The organism is Nocardia sp. GP40 (assembly GCF_050434125.1).
Taxonomy (GTDB): Bacteria; Actinomycetota; Actinomycetes; order Mycobacteriales; family Mycobacteriaceae; genus Nocardia; species Nocardia albiluteola.
On the sequence record NZ_JBNPVW010000005.1, the window covers coordinates 134,790 to 152,261 of the forward strand.

The window sequence follows — 17,472 nt, forward strand, 5'->3', positions numbered from 1 at the left end:
CCGCATCCGCGGCGTTCCGCAGGAAACCTTCGGTGTATCCATTCGATAGCTGGCATGTCGACGCCTGCCGGTCGCCCGCGTGTCGCGTGCGGATCGGATGCCGAGCCCGGCCACCCGGTCCCGAGCCGAATGCCCGGCTGCTGGGCAGGGTGATGAACGCCGCCGGTCCCATCGGATTCGGTTCGGGATCCGCAGTCGAGCTTGGCGGCGATGGCGTCGAGCACCGGGCCGCGGAGGAGTGGTTCGGTCGTGCCCGTGGTGTAGGCGACGGTGCTGGTGACCAGTACTCTCGGCTGCCGCCGATGGATGCGCCCCGTGTCAGGGCGCGACGCGGTCCAGCACGAGCGGAGTCGGCGTGGGTGGGGTGGAGCCGATCTCGTAGGCATCCCGCAGGGCCTCGAGCGCCGGCGCGAATGCCTCGGGGGTGTCGGTGTGCAGGGTGAGCAGCGGCTGGCCGGCGACAACGGAATCGCCCGGCTTGGCATGCATTTCGACCCCCGCACCGAACTGCACCGGTTCCCCCTGACGGGCCCGCCCGGCGCCCAGGCGCCAGGCGGCCAGACCCACACCCATCGCATCCAGCCGGGCCAGGGTGCCGGTCTCGGCCGCGGTCACGACCTCGGTGTGCGCCGCGACCGGCAGTGGCGCGAGCGGATCGCCGCCCTGGGCCCGGATCATCGCGCGCCAGTGGTCCATCGCCCGGCCGTCGGCCAGGGCGGCCGCGGGGTCCGCGTCGTGAATTCCGGCCTGGGACAGCATCTCCCGCGCCAGCGCCACGGTGAGCTCGACCACATCGGCGGGCCCGCCGCCGGCCAGCACCTCGACCGATTCGGTGACCTCGAGGGCATTGCCCGCGGCACGGCCGAGGGGGGCGTCCATGGCGGTCAGCAGCGCGACCGTGCGCACGCCGGCGTCCGCGCCCAATTCGACCATGGCCGTGGCCAGTTCGCGGGCCGATTCCAGGGACTTCATGAAGGCACCGGAACCCACCTTGACATCCAGCACCAGCGCCGCGGTGCCCTCGGCGATCTTCTTGCTCATGATCGAGCTGGCGATCAGCGGAATCGACTCGACGGTGCCGGTGACATCGCGCAGGGCATACAGGCGCTTGTCGGCCGGTGCCAGATCGGCCCCGGCGGCACAGACGACCGCACCGATCCTCGGATCCGCGAGCATGGCACGCATCCGCGACACCGGCACCTCGGCCCGCCAGCCGGGTATCGACTCGAGCTTGTCCAGGGTGCCGCCGGTATGGCCCAGGCCGCGACCGGACAGCTGCGGCACGGCGGCGCCGCAGGCGGCGACCAGCGGCGCCAGCGGCAGGGTGATCTTGTCCCCGACGCCGCCGGTGGAGTGCTTGTCCACGGTGGGCCGCGGCAGATCGGTGAAGTCCATGCGCCTGCCGGACTCGATCATCGCCCGCGTCCAGCGGGAGAGCTCGCGCCGGGTCATGCCGCGCAGCAGGATCGCCATGGCCAGGGCCGACATCTGCTCGTCGGCCACCTCGCCGCGGGTGAACGCGTCCAGGACCCAGTCGATCTGCTCGTCGGACAGCTCGCCGCCGTCCCGCTTGGTCGTGATCACCGACACCGCCGAATGCACGCTCACCATGGCCGCCAGCCTCCCAGAGAACCTCGCCCGGCGCACGCATCCCCGGCGCGTATCGCCAAGAAACGCCTGCACATTGACGGTAAAGGGTGCGTCTGCGAGAAATTTCGGGCGACATGCGGAAGGGGTCGATTTCCGCGTGTACTGTCGCGGCCACCAACCGATCGAGAGCTAGGGGGACGTTATGACGCACGTGGGACTGGATGTCCGGGTGGCGAAGCTGGAGCACCGGGTCACCGATATCGAGGAGAGCCACGGCAACTCGATATACGCGCTCACACGAGACGTTCGCGGGCTCAAGATCGACAATCGCCGGCTCGTCTCCCATGCGAACTCCGTGGGCCGAAGCCTCACCCTGATCATGAAGCATCTCGGCATACCGCCGATCCCGTTCGAGGAGATCACCCCGGCCGACGATGCCGAGATCGACCAATCTTTCGAGGACGAGGCGTGAAGCGAGGACGAAGTCGACGCCTCGTTCGGGGGAGACATCTCAGAGTCCGCGACGGATCGGGATCGTAATCCATTGCCGGACAACACCTTCGGCCTCAGATAGCTCGTGCGGTGGCGCCGCGACGGGCGCCCCAGAGTTGGGCCGCACGCTCCGAGCGTGCGAAACCTCACATCATTTCTGCCCCGCCGCAAGATCATCCGGCCCGAAGGCAAACGGCAGCAAACTACTCAGCGGCATCGGACCGCTCGCGTGATCGACGAGTAGATCGCCGCCTCCGTGCTCGTAGAGCAGCTGGCGGCACCGCCCGCACGGCATCAGGATCGCCCCGCGCGAGTCGCACACAGCTACCGCCAGCAACCGGCCCCCGCCGGACGCGCAGAGGTTACCGACCAGTACACACTCGGCACACAGCCCCAACCCGTATGAGACATTCTCCACATTGCACCCGCGCACAATTCGTCCGTCGAGGGTGCTCGCGGCAGCCCCAACCGGAAACCGCGAATAGGGCGCATAGGCATTCTGCATAACATCGAACGCACTGTGGCGCAACATATTCCAGTCAATTTCCGACATATGGAACCTCCGTCCGAATGGGCCGCACCGGGCCGAAAGAACGGTACCGCAGCCACATTCGAACGTCAGGCAAGGCAAACCTAACTCAGTGAATTTCGCCGCAACGCGCGGCACGCCGAATTAGTTCCGCGAATCTCCGGGGATTACAGTTCTCGGCAGATCGGTTCAGGTTTGGCGTTGCACAGACGGCCACCGCCTCTGGGGTGTCGGCTCCGGACACGAGCTGGTGTTTTCCATCCAATCGGCTCTGTGTCCGCGCGCCGAATCTGCGCCGGATCACGACTTGCCGGCTCGCCGGCCTGTCCATCAACGACGTTGGAGGCACCGCACTCTATGACCACCACGCTGGAAGCTCCGGCTCAGCCGAAGCGGAAGACCCTGTACCGCGGCGACCCGGGTATGTGGTCCTGGGCGATGCACCGGATCACCGGTGTCACGATCTTCTTCTTCCTCTTCGTCCACGTGCTCGACACCGCGCTGGTGCGGGTCAGCCCCGACACGTACAACCGGGCGATCGAGACCTACAAGAACCCGATCGTCGCCCTGATGGAGATGGGCCTGGTCGTGTGCGTGCTGTTCCATGCGCTCAACGGCATCCGGGTCATCCTGGTCGACTTCTGGTCCAAGGGAGTCAAGTACCAGCGCCTGATGCTCTGGATCGTGCTCGCGGTCTGGGTCATCGTGGCCGGCGCGGGCGTGGGCCGTGAGCTCTTCTACATGATCACGACGGAGCTGTGACAATGACTGCACCTGTTCTGGGCAAGTCCTACGACCGCCCCGCCAGCCTGGACTCCCCCCGCGCGCCGCGGCGCGCTGGGGGCAACAACTTCGAGAAGTACGCGTGGCTGTTCATGCGCTTCTCCGGCCTGCTGCTGGTCGTGCTCGTGCTCGGCCACATGACGATCATGCTGATGCTCGACGGCGGCGTGAAGCGCGTGAACTTCGCCTTCGTGGCCGGACGCTGGTCCAGCCCGTTCTGGCAGCTCTGGGACCTGACCATGCTGTGGCTGGCCCAGCTGCACGGCGGCAACGGCCTGCGCACGGTCATCGACGATTACGCCCGCAAGGACGCCACCCGCTTCTGGCTCAAGACCCTGTTGGTCATCTCGATGATTTTGATCATGGGCGTGGGCACCTACGTCATCTTCACCTTCGACCCCAACATCAGTTAGGAACGCCACCAGCGATGACTGAAAACCCGATTGAGGAGCACCGCTACGACGTGGTGATCGTCGGTGCCGGTGGTGCCGGTATGCGCGCGGCTATCGAGGCCGGCCCCCGGGTGCGCACGGCGGTCCTGACCAAGCTCTACCCCACCCGCAGCCACACCGGCGCGGCCCAGGGCGGCATGTGCGCCGCGCTGGCGAACGTGGAGGAAGACAACTGGGAGTGGCACACCTTCGACACCGTCAAGGGTGGTGACTACCTCGTCGACCAGGACGCCGCGGAGATCATGGCCAAGGAGGCCATCGACGCCGTGCTCGACCTGGAGAAGATGGGCCTGCCGTTCAACCGGACCCCCGAGGGCCGGATCGACCAGCGCCGCTTCGGCGGTCACACTCGCGACCACGGCAAGGCGCCGGTGCGTCGCGCATGCTACGCCGCCGACCGCACCGGTCACATGATCCTGCAGACGCTCTATCAGAACTGCGTCAAGCACGACGTGGAGTTCTACAACGAGTTCTACGTGCTGGACCTGCTGCTCACCGACACCGACCGCGGCCCGGTCGCGACCGGCGTCGTCGCCTACGAGCTGGCCACCGGCAAGCTGCACGTGTTCCACGGCAAGGCGATCATCTTCGCCACCGGCGGTTCGGGCCGGATGTACAAGACCACCTCCAACGCGCACACGCTGACCGGCGACGGCATGGCGATCGTGTTCCGCAAGGGTCTTCCCCTGGAGGACATGGAGTTCCACCAGTTCCATCCGACGGGCCTGGCCGGTCTTGGCATCCTCATCTCCGAGGCGGTCCGTGGCGAGGGCGGCATCCTGCGCAACGCCTCGGGCGAGCGGTTCATGGAGCGCTACGCCCCCACCATCAAGGACCTCGCCCCGCGCGACATCGTCGCCCGGTCGATGGTGCTCGAGGTGGCCGAGGGCCGCGGCGGCGGTCCGAACAAGGACTACGTCTTCATCGACGTGACCCACCTCGGTGAGGACGTGCTCGAGGAGAAGCTGCCCGACATCACCGAGTTCTCCCGCACCTATCTGGGCGTCGACCCGGTCAAGGAGCCGGTGCCGGTCATGCCGACCTGCCACTACGTGATGGGCGGCATCCCGACCCGCATCCGCGGCGAGGTGCTGCGCAACAACACCGACGTGGTGCCTGGCCTCTACGCCGCCGGCGAGTGCGCCTGTGTCTCGGTGCACGGCTCGAACCGCCTGGGCACCAACTCGCTGCTGGACATCAACGTGTTCGGCCGCCGCGCGGGCATTGCCGCCGCCGAGTACGCCCAGCGCCACGATTTTGTGGCGCTGCCGGAGAACCCCGCGACGATGGTGCAGAACTGGCTGGCCAACCTGCTGTCCGAGCACGGCAACGAGCGCGTCGCGGACATCCGCGGCGAGCTGCAGGCGACCATGGACGCCAACGCCGGTGTGTTCCGCACCGAGGACACGCTGAAGAAGGTGCTCACCGACATCCACGGGTTCAAGGAGCGCTACGAGCGGATCACGGTCCAGGACAAGGGCAAGCGCTACAACAGCGACCTGCTCGAGGCCGTCGAGCTCGGCTTCCTGCTGGAGCTGGCCGAGGTCACCGTGGTCGGCGCGCTGAACCGCAAGGAGTCGCGCGGCGGCCACGCCCGCGAGGACTACCCCAACCGCGACGACACCAACTTCATGCGCCACACCATGGCGTACAAGGAGGTCGAGCCCGGTGAGCCGGCGAAGCTGATCGCCGACATCCGCCTCGATTTCAAGCCGGTCGTGCAGACCCGCTACGAGCCGATGGAGCGTAAGTACTGATGACTGCTGTCGCCGAGACTCCGCAGAAGCCGGCCCCCGTTCCGGACGGGTCGGTCATGGTCACCGTCAAGGTGGCCCGGTTCAACCCGGAGAACGGGCAGGGCGCGTACTGGGATTCGTTCCAGGTACCGGTGCTGCCCACCGACCGCTTCCTGAACGTGCTCATCTACATCAAGTCCTACCTGGACGGCACGCTCACCTTCCGCCGCTCCTGCGCCCACGGCGTCTGCGGTTCGGATGCCATGCGCATCAACGGTGTGAACCGGCTGGCGTGCAAGGTGCTGATGCGGGACATGCTGCCCAAGAGCGGCAAGACCCTCACCATGACCGTCGAACCCATCCGCGGCCTGCCCGTGGAGAAGGACCTCGTGGTCAACATGGAGCCGTTCTTCGACGCCTTCCGCGCGGTCAAGCCGTACCTGATCACCTCGGGTAACGAGCCCACCCGCGAGCGCATCCAGTCCCAGACCGACCGCCATCGTTTCGACGACACCACCAAGTGCATCCTGTGCGCCTGCTGCACCACCTCGTGCCCGGTGTACTGGAGCGACGGCAGCTACTTCGGCCCGGCCGCGATCGTGAACGCGCACCGCTTCATCTTCGACAGCCGCGACGAGGGCGCCCGGGAACGCCTGGACATCCTCAACGACGTCGAGGGCGTCTGGCGCTGCCGCACCACCTTCAACTGCACCGACGCCTGCCCCCGCGGCATCGAGGTCACCAAGGCCATCCAGGAAGTCAAGCGCGCGTTGCTCTTCGCCCGCTAGGTTCTCCCAGCGCCTGAATACGAAGGCCGCCTTCATCATCCGATGAGGGCGGCCTTCGTACATCACGCCCACGCGTCGAACCTCGAGCGATTCGCAGGTGTCCTGCAGCAATGCAGATCGTCGCCACCGCTTCCACATTCACGAATACCTATGTTCGAATGACGGTCGTCACAGCCGTCGGCCGCCGGGAACCCGTCCTCCCGCGCCAGGCGTTGGCAGTCCAGATAGGCTCGAAGTCAGGCTCCCGCAACGGAACCGGACGCACCAGAAGGAAATTCCCGTGATCTGCTTCTTCGACCCCTCCCACGGCCCGGCGGCCATGTCCGTGAACTGGCAGCCGCAGTGGGGTGTGCCGCGGCCCGTCGAGGTCTGCCAGTTCTGCGCGCAGCGGATCCAGACCACCCAGCCGCCGTATTACCAGCCCATGCAGGGGTACCCGCAGCAGGGTTATCCCCAGCAGGGCTATCCGCAACAGGGTTACCCCCAGCCGGGGTACCCGCAACCGGGTTACCAGGGCCAGCCGCCCCGTCAGGGCCATAGCACCGCCGCGATGCTGGGTGCCGGCGCGGCGGGCGTCGTCGGCGGGATGCTGATCGGCGACATGCTGTCGGACGACGACGAGCGCGACGAGAACCGCTCCTACGAGCGCGGTTACGAGGATGCCGAGTACCGCGACGACCGGAACGATCGCGACGACGACGGCTTCTTCTGAGCCGAGATTCCCCAAGGCCGCCTTCCGCACTGGCTGAAGGCGGCCCTCGGCTTGTCTACGGCACCATCCAGGACAGCACCGACGTCGACTGCAGCACGACCAGCACGCACATCGCCGCCAGGAACAGCAGCGTCCAGCCGAAGACCCGGCGGAAGATGTCGCCCTCCTTGCCGTCCAAACCCACTGCGGCAGCGGCGATGGCGAGGTTCTGCGGGGAGATCATCTTGCCCAGCACGCCGCCGGAGCTGTTGGCCGCGGCCATCAGGGTCTGCGACAGGCCCGCCTTGCCCGCGGCGGTCACCTGCAGCGCGCCGAACAGTGAATTGGACGAGGTATCGGATCCGGTGACCGCGGTGCCGATCCAGCCGAGGACCGGGGACAACAGCGCGAAAAGCCCGCCGGCGCCGGCCATCCAGGTGCCCAGGGTGATGGTCTGGCCCGAGGTGTTCATGACATAGGCCAGGGCCAGCACCGCCATCACCGTCACGATCGCGAATCGCAACTGGTACAACGTTGTTCCGTACGCCCGCACGGCCCTGGGAATCGACACCGACAGCGCGATCATCGTCAGCAATCCCGCGATCAGCATCTGAGTTCCGGGCGAGGTCAGCAGGTTCAGGGTGAAGGTGATGGAACCGAGCCGGGCGCCCTTGGCATTGACCACGTGCAGCCCCGGCCACGCGAAGGTGTATGTCGCGTGCCCGATCAGCCGCTTGATCGGGCCGATCTGCCCGAGCACGAAGACCGCGATCACGATCAGGTACGGCGCGTAGGCCCGGACGATATCGCGTGGCGAGTCGGGATGCTCTACGCGACGGGCGAATTCGGGCGAGGGCTCGGCGGCCGCGCCACCGGCGATCACCGGCGCGGGACCGCTGCCTTCGGTGTAGGTCGCGGACGGACGCCACACCCGCACCAGCAGCACGACCCCCGCCGCGGAGACCAGCGCCGCCACCACGTCGGCCAGCGGCACCGAGATGAAGTTCGAGGTCACGTACTGTGCGATCGCGAAGCTCACCCCGCAGACGACCGCCGCGGGCCAGGTCTGCCGGAGCCCGTTCCTGCGGTCGACGATGAAGACCAGCACCAGCGGAACGAACAGCGACAGCACCGGGGTCTGGCGGCCGACCATCGCGCCGAGCGTGTCGGAGGAGTGCCCGGTGACCGCGCCCAGGGTGAGGATCGGCGTGGCCATCGCGCCGAACGCGACCGGCGCGGTATTGGCGGTCAGTGCCAGCACCGCCGCCTTCAGCGGTGCGAATCCGAGCGCGATCAGCATGACCGCGGTCACCGCGACGGGCGTGCCGAATCCGGCCAGGGCCTCGAGCAGGGCGCCGAACGAGAAGGCGATGAGGATGGCCTGTACCCGCTGATCGGGGCTGACCCCGGCGAAGGAGCGGCGCAACACATCGAAATGGCCGGTGGCGACGGTCATGTTGTACACCCAGATCGCGTTGATCACGATCCACAGAATCGGGAAGAACCCGAATGCGGCGCCCTCGGTGCCCGACAGCAGCGCCTGCCCCACCGGCATCCCGTAGAGCCAGACAGCCACGAACAGCGCGACGAGCAGCGAGACCAGCGAGGCGATCCAGGCGGCCCAGCGCAGCGCCCCGAGCAGGATGAACAGGACCAGTAGGGGCAGGGCGGCGATGAGCGAACTCCACGCCAGGGAATGGGCGAGTGGATCGAGTACTTGGTGATACATGCCAAACCTCCGACAACGGGCCAACCGCACAGCCCGTTCCGGGAAGTTTTACTCTCAACGACCACTCCCCGGCCTGAAATCCGGCAGATATTCACCTCCGCCGACGCCGCAACGGGCCCGCACCGAGTACCCCAGGGGCCCGCATGATCTGGCGTCGTCACAGGCACGCCGGAGCGCCTTGGTAGCCGGAAACTTGCATGCGGTGCTCCAGGACGCTGGACGCAGACGAGGAATCCAGCGACTGTCCGCCACTCGCCTGGGACAGGGCCGAATCCGGCCGAACCCGTCGATCTTCCGGATCGGCCATCCGCAGCCCCGACCCGATCAACTAGGCATTTTGTCAAGTTAACTGAGTATTTGTTGTCGGATGCGCCCAGCAGTGCTTGCATCAAGGCATGTTCACTGAAGCTCAGCTGTACTCGCCGGTGACCACGAGCACCCAAGGTGATGTGACCGTGCACCTGAGCGAGGAGCACCCCGGCGTGAACGATCCCGACTACCGGGCCCGCCGCAACGCGATTGCCGCCCGGGCACTGGCGTATCGACCGGGATCTCCGACACCACGCATCGGTTACACCGACGAGGAGCAGCAGGTCTGGCGGATCGTGTCCACCGAGCTGGCCCGCAAGCACGAACGGTATGCCTCCGCGGAGGTCGTGGCCGCGGCCGGGCGCCTGGCCCTGCCGGTCGACCACATCCCCCAGCTGGACGAGGTATCCGCACGACTGGTGCCGCTCAGCGGATTCCGCTACGTGCCCGCGGCGGGGCTGGTGCCGCTGCGGGAGTTCTTCGGCTCCTTCGCAGACCGTATTTTCCATTCCACCCAGTACATTCGCCATCATTCGGCCCCGCTCTACACGCCGGAACCCGACGCGGTGCACGAAATCATCGGCCACGCCAATCAATTGGCGAGCCCCCGCTTCGCGGCGATCTACGCCGAGGTGGGCGCGGCGGTGGCCCGGCTGGAAACCGATGCGGCACTGAAGTTCCTGGCCGATGTGTTCTGGTTCTCGATGGAATTCGGCGTGGTGCGCGAGCGGGGCGAAGTGCGCTGCTACGGGGCCGGGCTGCTGTCGTCCTATGGCGAGATCGAGGAGTTCCGCGAGGCCGAGTTGCATCCACTGAACATCCACGAGATGGGCACGGCGGTCTACGACATCACGCACTATCAGCCCGTATTGTATTGCGCCGAGTCGATTTCCGAGATCGAGGACGTGGTGGGCGGATTCTTCGCCACGGTGAACGACGACGTCGTGGCCCGGCACCGGGCGGCCTAGCTACAGCGGCATTCCCGCCTCGAGAAAGTCGGCGATTCGCCCGATCTTGTCGATGTCGAGGCCGCCGCCCGGCATGGGGTCGAACGCGGTCATCATCGCGCCGATCAACGCGCCGGCGAAGGCGCGGACCTCGAGTTCGTCCTCGTCGCGGCCCGCCCGTTCGGCGGCCAGCATGGCCAGCAGCCGGATGTTGCGGTCGGTCTCCTGAGCGATCACGCTGCTGAGTTCGGGCACCGACGCGATCAGGCGCATCCGGTGCTGCTCGAACTCCATCTCCTCCGGGCTGAGCGAGTCGAAGACCTCCATGGTGGCCCGCACGAACGCGCGCAGCGGCGACAGGTCCGCGGGCTGCGCGCGAATGGCCTCGATCATCAGCGGGTCCAGGTCGTCGGCCATGGCGACCTGCTCCTTGGACGGGAAGTAGCGGAAGAACGTGCTGGGCGAGACCTCCGCCGCGTCGGCGATCTGCTCGACCGTGGTCTCCGCGTAGCCCTGCTCCCGGAACAACCGCATGGCCTCGGTGCGGATGGTACGGCGGGTGCGCTCCTTCTTGCGCTCCCGCAGGCCCATCCGGGGCGAGGCAGCCCCCGGATGGGCCCGGACTGGAGGAGGCTCCGTGGCGGGGATGGAATCAGCCGGCATGGTCCGATTCTCCCGCACTCGCGACCGGGTCCGCAGCATCAGGCGCGGTGTCGACGGCGGTCGCGCCCCCGCCACCGACCGTCATGCCCGCGTCCACCGCGGCCGCGGAGTTCGGCTCGGCCGGATCCCCGCCATCCTCAGCGGCATCCTGCGCACCCGACCCGTGACCGCGAGTGAGAATCGCGGCAACCAGCGCGGCGATCACGCAGATCCCGGCACACACCCAGAGCATCGCGCCCATACCGCCGACGAACGCGGACTGCACCTGCGCGAGCATCGCGTGATCACCGAGCTTGTGCGCGACCGCGACGCCGCCGTTGACCCCGTCGGAGATCGGCGCGCGATCGTAACCGCCCAGGCCCGCACGATACTGCGTCGCCAGGACCGTGCCCAGCACCGCGACGCCGATGGTGCCACCGGCCTGCCGCAACGCCTGCATGAGCGCCGAGCCGGAGCCGGACCGCTCGGCATCGAGTTCGCCCATCGCCATGCCCATCGCCGCGGGCATCACGAAGCCCATGCCGATGCCCAGCACCGTGAGCCACAGCGCGGTGTGGCCGTAGCCGCTGCTCACCCGGGTCAGCGCGCCGATCACCAAACCGCCTGCCAGCAGCAGGAATCCGGCGACCAGCACGATGCGCAGGCCCAGGCGCGGCAGCAGCTTGTCCACCAGCCGGGTGCCGACCAGCAGCCCGCCGATCAGCGGGAGCAGCCGCAGCCCGCTGCCCAGCGAGTCGACGCCCAGCACCGCCTGGAAGTACTGCGGCACGGTGAAGAACATGCCGAACATCGCGAAGTTGACCAGGACGGAATAGACCGTGCCCCAGCGGAATCCGCGCGCACCGAACAGTCCGAGGTCCACCAGCGGATGCGCGGTGCGGCGCTGCCGGCCGATGAACAGCGCCAGCATCACCACGCCCGCGGCGACACTCACCCAGCCCGCGCCGTCACCCCAGCCCTGGCCGCCCAGGCGGATGAAACCGTAGGTGAGACCCAGCATTCCGGCGGCGGACAGCACCACGCCCGGCAGATCGATCCGGAAGGCGTTCGCGCTGCGTGACTCCGGCACCAGGACCGCGACGGCCAGCAGGCCGACCAGCGCCATCGGGACGTTGATGAGGAACACCGAACCCCACCAGAAGTGCTGCAGGAGCCAGCCACCGACGATCGGGCCCAGCGGCATGCCGATAGCGGTGGAGGTGACCCAGATCGTCAGTGCCCGTTGCCGTTCGCCCTTGTCGGGGAACAGCGCCGGGAGCACCGCCATGGACAGCGGCATCATGGCCGCCGCCGCGATGCCAAGCAGCGCGCGGGCGGCGATGAGCTGGCCGGACGAGGCCGCCAGCGTGCACCACACCGACGCCGCCCCGAACAGCGCGAGCGCGCCGACCAGGAAGCGCTTGCGGCCGTAGCGATCTCCGAGGGCGCCCGCGGGCAGCATGAGCGCGGCCAGCGCGAGCGTGTAGGCGGTCGTGAACCATTGCAGCGCAGAAGTACTCGCGTGCAGATCGACCGCGATGGTGGGAAGGGCAACCACCAGCACGGTGGTGTCGAGACCGATGGTGAGCATTGCCACCACCAGGGCGCTCAGGGCCAGCCAGCGGGTCTTCGCCGCCGCGGGGGTCACCCGGGCATCGTCGGCGGCCGAGGTGGGCGAAGTCAGCGCTCCCGGCGCGGCGGCGGCCGGGGTCCGGCCGCGTGCATCCGTTCCATTCATGACAGATCCGATCATTTGAGGTTTTCTACCTTTTGATAGTAACTCTCATTTTGTTGTCTATGTCAATACCCGCGAGTCAGACGCCCGCCCAACTCATAGCTACGGCCGCGCGGGTTCCGCTTAAGCTCGACGGCGATGCGCACTCGAAACCACCGCTCGACCGGCCGCCACGACTCCCCCCGGGCGGCCCGAATCCGGCGCGCCGGATTCGCCGGCGCGCTGGCCGCCGGACTGCTCGGCGCGAGCGCCCTGACCGGCCTCGATGCCATGCTTGCCCCCGCGGCCACGGCCGAACCGGTGGCCACCATCGCGCCGCCGTTCGCCACGCCGAAGACCGACACCTGCCCGGACAGGACGGCCCCGCCGCCGCCGGTCGACGACTCCGAGGTACCCGAGCCCGGCCAGCGCCCGCCCGCACCGCTGCCGGTCCCCTCGACCCCGGTGGGCGGCGCGAAGCTCGGCTCCTGCGGACTCGTCCTGCCCACCGGCGCGCCGCCCGTCCCGAAGGACATCTCCGCCACCGCCTGGGTCATCGCCGACCTGGACACCGGCCGCGTGCTGGCGGCGAAGGATCCACACGGCCGCTACCGGCCCGCGTCGACACTCAAGACCCTGCTCGCCGCGTACGCGCTGCCCAAACTCGACCTGAACCAGGTGGTCATCGGCACCCAGGACGACGCGAATGCCGACGGCACCCGCGTCGGCATCGGCGCGGGCGGCCGCTATACCAACGATCAGCTGCTGCACGCCCTGCTGATGTGCTCGGGCAATGACGCCGCCCACGCCATCGCCACGGAGCTCGGCGGCGTGGACGAGACCGTCGCGCAGATGAACGAGACGGCCAAGCAGCTGCAGGCCCTGGATACCCGCGCGGCGACGCCGTCCGGGCTGGACGGTCCCGGCCAGAGCATCTCGGCCTTCGATCTGGCCGCGATCTTCCGCCACGACATGACGAATCCGGCGTTCGCCGGCATCGTGCACACCGAGCAGTTCGACTTCCCGGGCTTCCCCGCCAATCCGAAGATCGAGGGCGACAAGGACCACCTCGGGTTCGCCATCGCCAACGACAATCACCTGCTCTACGACTACGAGGGCGATCTTGGCGGCAAGACCGGCTACACCGACGACGCCCGCCAGACCTTCGTCACCGCCGCCCAGCGCGGCGGCCACCGCCTGGTCGTCACCCTGCTCAAGGCGGACGTGCGGCCGCTGCGCCCGCCCGAGCAGGCCGCTCGCCTGCTGGACTACGGCTTCGCGTTGCCCGCGGACGCGACCGTCGGCTCGCTACCAGGCAGCACGCCCGCCCAGGCCACGAACCCCTCCGTGGCACTGGCCACTCCCCCGACGCAAAGCCCTTCCGCCGCACCGGATGCCGGCCACAGCCACGACACGTTGCGCGCGGGCACGATCGTCGGCGGCATCGTGGTGGTGCTGATCCTCGTCGTCCTCGCCTGGCGGATCGGCGGTAGGGCGCGCCGGTAATCGGTTGCCCGCGTGGCGGTCGGCGATTCCGGCAACCGGTTGCGGCGCACCCCCGCCCGCGGGTACCTTCGGCGCGGACGATGCAGCAAATCCGCAGGGCACCAGGGGAATCGGAGATGCGATGAGCGACAATCCGGATGCGGCAGCCCAGGAGATGACGGCCTGGGCGCAGGATCTCGAGGGCAGGGCCGAGCTGTATCAGGACCTGCACGGGCGCATGGCGGGCTTGAGCGTAACCGAGACCTCACGGGATGACGCGATCACCGTCACCATCGACCACACCGGCGTACCCACCGATCTGTACCTGGCCGAGGGCGCCCGCGGCCGCGCCCGCGCCCAGCTGGCCACGCAGATCATGGACTGCCTACGCCGCGCGCAGGCCACCCTGCGCCGCGAGGTCCAGGCGATGGTCCTGGACACGGTCGGCGACGACGACACCGGCACCGCCGTCATGGATCAGTACGCCCGCCGCTTCCCCGACCCCGAACTCGCCGAGTCCGAGGACAATTCGGCACGCTGACCGACGACCTCACTCCCTCGCGCGCGACCCGCACCCCCGCGCCCCCACGCACCGACCTGGGCCCACGCATCGCCCACCCGGCGGTCCTGGAGATCATGTCCCGTTTCGGCGGCCCGGCCGGTATCGCCAAGGCCGGTCGCAAGCGCGTCACCACCGTCGCGGTCCGCCACGCGCCCCGCATCGGCACCCGCCTGGCCGCCGACATCTTCGATGCCCTGGACGCGCAGACGGTCACCGTGCCCGGCACCGCTGCGGCCGACATTGTGCTACCCCGCCTGGCCGATTCACTGAAATCGGTTGTCCAGCAACGCAAGGACATCGCCGCCGATGTCGAGAGGATGTTGGATGCGCACCCTCTTGCCAAGGTCCTGACCTCGATGCCCGGCGTCGGAGTCAGGACCGGTGCCCGCATTCTGCTCGAGATCGGCGACGTCTCCGCGTTCGCCTCACCTGGGCACCTGGCCGCCTACGCCGGCATCGCGCCGGTCACCCACCGCTCGGGCACCTCTATCGCCGGCGAGCACCTGTCCCGCTCCGGGAACCGCAAACTCGAACGGGCGCTGTTCCTTTCGGCGTTTGCTTCGCTCAGCGACCCCGCCAGCCGCGCCTACTACACCCGCAAACGCAGCGAGGGCAAGAGACACAATGCAGCCTTGATCTGCCTGTCCCGCCGCCGCTGCGATGTCCTCTACGCCATGCTCGAGAACAAACAGCCGTACCGGTCACCAGCGGCTCGGCCTGCCTGAACCGGCCGACGCCCGGGCACGTTCCAACCGATACACCGGCTCGAGCCTCCACCCCGAACGCCCGATACGCGGCGCAAGAGTGTGTTGCGAGGGCTGGCCTGGTTCCCGGCCGACGGTCCGTGCGAGATCAGCTGTCCCGGGTTGGCCGCTGTGCTTGCAGCGCCCAGCCGAAGGCCGCGATCAGGCCGCCGTGCACGGCCACGCCCTGCCAGGCGCCGCCATCGATGGTGCCGTCGGCGATGGCAGTGGCGTCGACACCGCCCAGTACCGCATTCAGGACGAGGTTGGCGAGCAGGATGCCGCGGTCGGGGGTGGCTGACCAGTTCGCGATCGCCAGGGTGATGAGGGTGGCACCAACGGTGCGGGTGGTGAAGAGGTCGAAGGCGGCGGGATCAGGCTTCAGACCGGAGACCGCCGAGCGTGGAGCCAGCAGAGCCAGGGCGCCGACGGTGCCCAGGTAGACCGCCGAACCTCGCAGCAGCAGGCGGGCTTTCATCGGACCGGCCGACGCAGGGCGGCGTAGTCGACGCCGGTGAGCCGCTCGGATTCGGCCCACAGGGCACGGCGGATCTCGCCGTCGGTGGCCGGGGGCGCGATGCGGATCGGGTACCCGCGCGCATGCAGTGGTGGTCGGCCGTCGGGCGCGTAGTAGTCGCCGCCGCGGGCCTGCGGATCGGTTGCGGCGCGCAGCACTACCCGGGCGCCCGCGCCCGCGTCCGGTTGGCCGAGCAGCTTGGTGATCACCAGCGTCGCCAGCCGGGTCGCGCCGCGGACGTGGCGGACCAAGTCGGTCGGTGTGACACCGGGCTCCAGTGCCACCGCGATGGTTTCCGCGCCGGCTGTGGCCAGCCGTTCGTTCAGTTCCAGGGTGTACAGCAGGTTGGCGAGCTTGGATTGCGCGTAGGCCGGGATCGGCCGATATTTGCGTTGCCGGAAATGCAGGTCCGCCATGTCGATCACGCCCTGCCGGTGGGCCGAGCTGCTGACCACGACCACACGCGAACCGGGCAGGTCCACCATCCGTTCCAGCAGGGGGCCGGTGAACGCGAAGTGGCCGAGATGGTTTGTGCCGAACTGCAATTCGAAGCCGTCGGCGGTGACCGCGGCTGGCGTCATCATCACTCCAGCGTTGTCGATGAGCAGGTCCACCCGCGGGAACTGGTCCCGGATCCGTTGCGCTGCGGTGCGGATCGAGTCCAGAGAAGCGAGATCGAGTCGGCAGGCGACCACCGATCCCCCGATCGCGGCTGCCGCCCGCTCGGCCTTGTGTTCGTCGCGGCACGCGAGCACCACGGTGGCCCCGTGCTCGGCCAGGACCCTCGCAGTCTCGAATCCGATCCCCGTGTTCGCGCCCGTGATCACCACCGTCCGGCCGCGCTGGTCCCCGACATTCGCTGTGGTCCACCGAGTCATCGCACCCTCCTTAAGGCATAATCGGGATAGTCATCCCGGTTAAACTATCCGGGATGCCCATCCCGCTTGTCAATGGATCGAGAGGGCACCGTGACCGAACCCGCGGATCGACCGCGCCGGGCCGACGCACAGCGCAATCGCGAGCGCGTGCTGCGTACCGCAGCGGAAATCTTTGCCACCGAAGGCCTCTCGGTACCGGTGCATGAAATCGCTCGCCGCGCCGGCGTGGGCACCGGCACGGTCAGCCGCCACTTCCCCACCAAGGAATCCCTTTATGCTGCGGTCCTGCTCGACCGGATGCGGGATCTCACCGCCTACGCCGAGACCCTGGCCATCGACAACGACCCTGGTACAGCCTTTTTCACTCTCTTCACGCGCTTGATCCACGAGGGTGCCGCCCACCGCGGCCTGGCAGAAGCCCTAGCAGGCTCGGGATTCGACATCGAAGCCGCCGCCGCGACCGCTGACTGCAACGTCTCGGACCGTCTCCGTCGCCTACTGTCCGATGCCCAGCAATCCGGAGCAGTCCGATCCGCAATCACCTTCGCCGACATCAAGGCCCTGATGGCCGGCTGTCTGTCCTACGACGGCCCTGACCCGGACCGAGTCATCGACGTGGTCCGCACAGGACTGCGATCCCACGCCACGCCCCAACCACCATCATGACCAACCAAGAACGATCGCAACCCGGCTACTTACCGGGCAGCCAGAACCCACTGACCGCCCATCTCCCGCGAAAGACACGCCCCGCCAGATCGACTTGACATCGGAGATAGGGACACCCCCCGCATACTCGCCGCCCAGCCTCGGTGGTCCCGCGCCCGGGCGAGCAGCGCGCCCGCGACAGGCCCGCACCCCAGTCCGCCGATATCCCCGCGACGCCCC

Annotated in this window: 17 protein-coding genes and 1 pseudogene; 11 read left to right on the forward strand and 7 right to left on the reverse strand. The window is 68.2% G+C overall.

Annotation, left to right across the window (positions count from 1 at the left end):
* Positions 1-318: 318 nt before the first annotated feature.
* Complete coding sequence (locus ABH933_RS17065; protein ID WP_429420890.1) at positions 319-1,602, reverse strand: thymidine phosphorylase; 1,284 nt, start codon at positions 1,600-1,602, stop codon at positions 319-321.
* Positions 1,603-1,792: 190 nt separating this feature from the next.
* Here ABH933_RS17065 and ABH933_RS17070 point away from each other — a divergent pair, with 190 nt between their 5' ends.
* A complete protein-coding gene (locus ABH933_RS17070) occupies positions 1,793-2,062 on the forward strand; it encodes a hypothetical protein (protein WP_215916507.1) in 270 nt (89 codons plus the stop codon).
* A gap of 171 nt (positions 2,063-2,233) precedes the next feature.
* Here the strand turns inward: ABH933_RS17070 and ABH933_RS17075 are convergent, their stop codons facing one another.
* Complete coding sequence (locus ABH933_RS17075; RefSeq protein ID WP_429420826.1) at positions 2,234-2,635, reverse strand: cytidine deaminase; 402 nt, start codon at positions 2,633-2,635, stop codon at positions 2,234-2,236.
* Positions 2,636-2,968: 333 nt separating this feature from the next.
* Between ABH933_RS17075 and sdhC the strand changes: the two genes are divergently transcribed.
* From sdhC to ABH933_RS17100, 5 genes are all read left to right on the forward strand, one after another.
* Entirely contained in the window at positions 2,969-3,373 is a 405-nt protein-coding gene (gene sdhC / locus ABH933_RS17080; protein ID WP_429420823.1) for a succinate dehydrogenase, cytochrome b556 subunit, read from the forward strand.
* Positions 3,374-3,375: 2 nt separating this feature from the next.
* Positions 3,376-3,807, forward strand: coding sequence for a succinate dehydrogenase hydrophobic membrane anchor subunit (locus ABH933_RS17085; protein ID WP_429420821.1), 432 nt, complete (start codon positions 3,376-3,378; stop codon positions 3,805-3,807).
* Positions 3,808-3,821: 14 nt separating this feature from the next.
* Complete coding sequence (gene sdhA, locus ABH933_RS17090; protein ID WP_215916503.1) at positions 3,822-5,603, forward strand: succinate dehydrogenase flavoprotein subunit; 1,782 nt, start codon at positions 3,822-3,824, stop codon at positions 5,601-5,603.
* Positions 5,603-6,370 carry a succinate dehydrogenase iron-sulfur subunit gene (locus ABH933_RS17095; RefSeq protein ID WP_215916502.1) on the forward strand — a complete coding sequence of 256 codons (768 nt, stop codon included), beginning with the start codon at positions 5,603-5,605 and terminating at the stop codon, positions 6,368-6,370. Before sdhA ends, ABH933_RS17095 begins: the two co-directional genes overlap by 1 nt.
* Before the next feature lie 280 nt (positions 6,371-6,650).
* Positions 6,651-7,082: a hypothetical protein gene (locus tag ABH933_RS17100; RefSeq protein ID WP_429420818.1), complete on the forward strand. Its 432-nt coding sequence runs from the start codon at positions 6,651-6,653 to the stop codon at positions 7,080-7,082.
* 55 nt (positions 7,083-7,137) lie between these two features.
* Here the strand turns inward: ABH933_RS17100 and ABH933_RS17105 are convergent, their stop codons facing one another.
* Positions 7,138-8,790 carry an L-lactate permease gene (locus ABH933_RS17105; protein WP_429420816.1) on the reverse strand — a complete coding sequence of 551 codons (1,653 nt, stop codon included), beginning with the start codon at positions 8,788-8,790 and terminating at the stop codon, positions 7,138-7,140.
* Positions 8,791-9,185: 395 nt separating this feature from the next.
* On the opposite strand from ABH933_RS17105, the gene ABH933_RS17110 reads away from it, so the two are divergent.
* A complete protein-coding gene (locus tag ABH933_RS17110) occupies positions 9,186-10,067 on the forward strand; it encodes a phenylalanine 4-monooxygenase (protein WP_429420813.1) in 882 nt (293 codons plus the stop codon).
* Here ABH933_RS17110 and ABH933_RS17115 read toward each other — a convergent pair whose 3' ends face one another.
* Positions 10,068-10,694: a TetR family transcriptional regulator gene (locus tag ABH933_RS17115; RefSeq protein WP_429420888.1), complete on the reverse strand. Its 627-nt coding sequence runs from the start codon at positions 10,692-10,694 to the stop codon at positions 10,068-10,070.
* Positions 10,695-10,698: 4 nt separating this feature from the next.
* The gene (locus ABH933_RS17120; RefSeq protein ID WP_429420811.1) at positions 10,699-12,426 is read right to left on the reverse strand and encodes an MFS transporter; all 1,728 of its coding nucleotides are present in this window, start codon (positions 12,424-12,426) and stop codon (positions 10,699-10,701) included.
* A 135-nt stretch (positions 12,427-12,561) separates the two neighbouring features.
* Here ABH933_RS17120 and ABH933_RS17125 point away from each other — a divergent pair, with 135 nt between their 5' ends.
* The 3 genes and pseudogenes from ABH933_RS17125 to ABH933_RS17135 all read left to right on the forward strand — a co-directional run.
* Entirely contained in the window at positions 12,562-13,908 is a 1,347-nt protein-coding gene (locus ABH933_RS17125) for a serine hydrolase (RefSeq protein ID WP_429420808.1), read from the forward strand.
* 121 nt (positions 13,909-14,029) lie between these two features.
* Positions 14,030-14,428 carry a YbaB/EbfC family nucleoid-associated protein gene (locus ABH933_RS17130; protein ID WP_429420806.1) on the forward strand — a complete coding sequence of 133 codons (399 nt, stop codon included), beginning with the start codon at positions 14,030-14,032 and terminating at the stop codon, positions 14,426-14,428.
* Between the two features lie 56 nt (positions 14,429-14,484).
* Positions 14,485-15,174 (forward strand): annotated as a pseudogene (locus ABH933_RS17135) (transposase); the annotation flags it as partial.
* A 127-nt stretch (positions 15,175-15,301) separates the two neighbouring features.
* On the opposite strand, the gene ABH933_RS17140 reads toward ABH933_RS17135, so the two are convergent.
* Positions 15,302-15,670 carry a hypothetical protein gene (locus ABH933_RS17140; protein WP_429420804.1) on the reverse strand — a complete coding sequence of 123 codons (369 nt, stop codon included), beginning with the start codon at positions 15,668-15,670 and terminating at the stop codon, positions 15,302-15,304.
* Positions 15,667-16,587: an oxidoreductase gene (locus tag ABH933_RS17145; protein WP_429420802.1), complete on the reverse strand. Its 921-nt coding sequence runs from the start codon at positions 16,585-16,587 to the stop codon at positions 15,667-15,669. Before ABH933_RS17145 ends, ABH933_RS17140 begins: the two co-directional genes overlap by 4 nt.
* A gap of 90 nt (positions 16,588-16,677) precedes the next feature.
* Between ABH933_RS17145 and ABH933_RS17150 the strand changes: the two genes are divergently transcribed.
* Positions 16,678-17,253 (forward strand): TetR/AcrR family transcriptional regulator, encoded by a 576-nt coding sequence (locus ABH933_RS17150; protein ID WP_429420801.1) that lies wholly within the window; start codon positions 16,678-16,680, stop codon positions 17,251-17,253.
* The last annotated feature ends 219 nt before the right edge of the window (positions 17,254-17,472 follow it).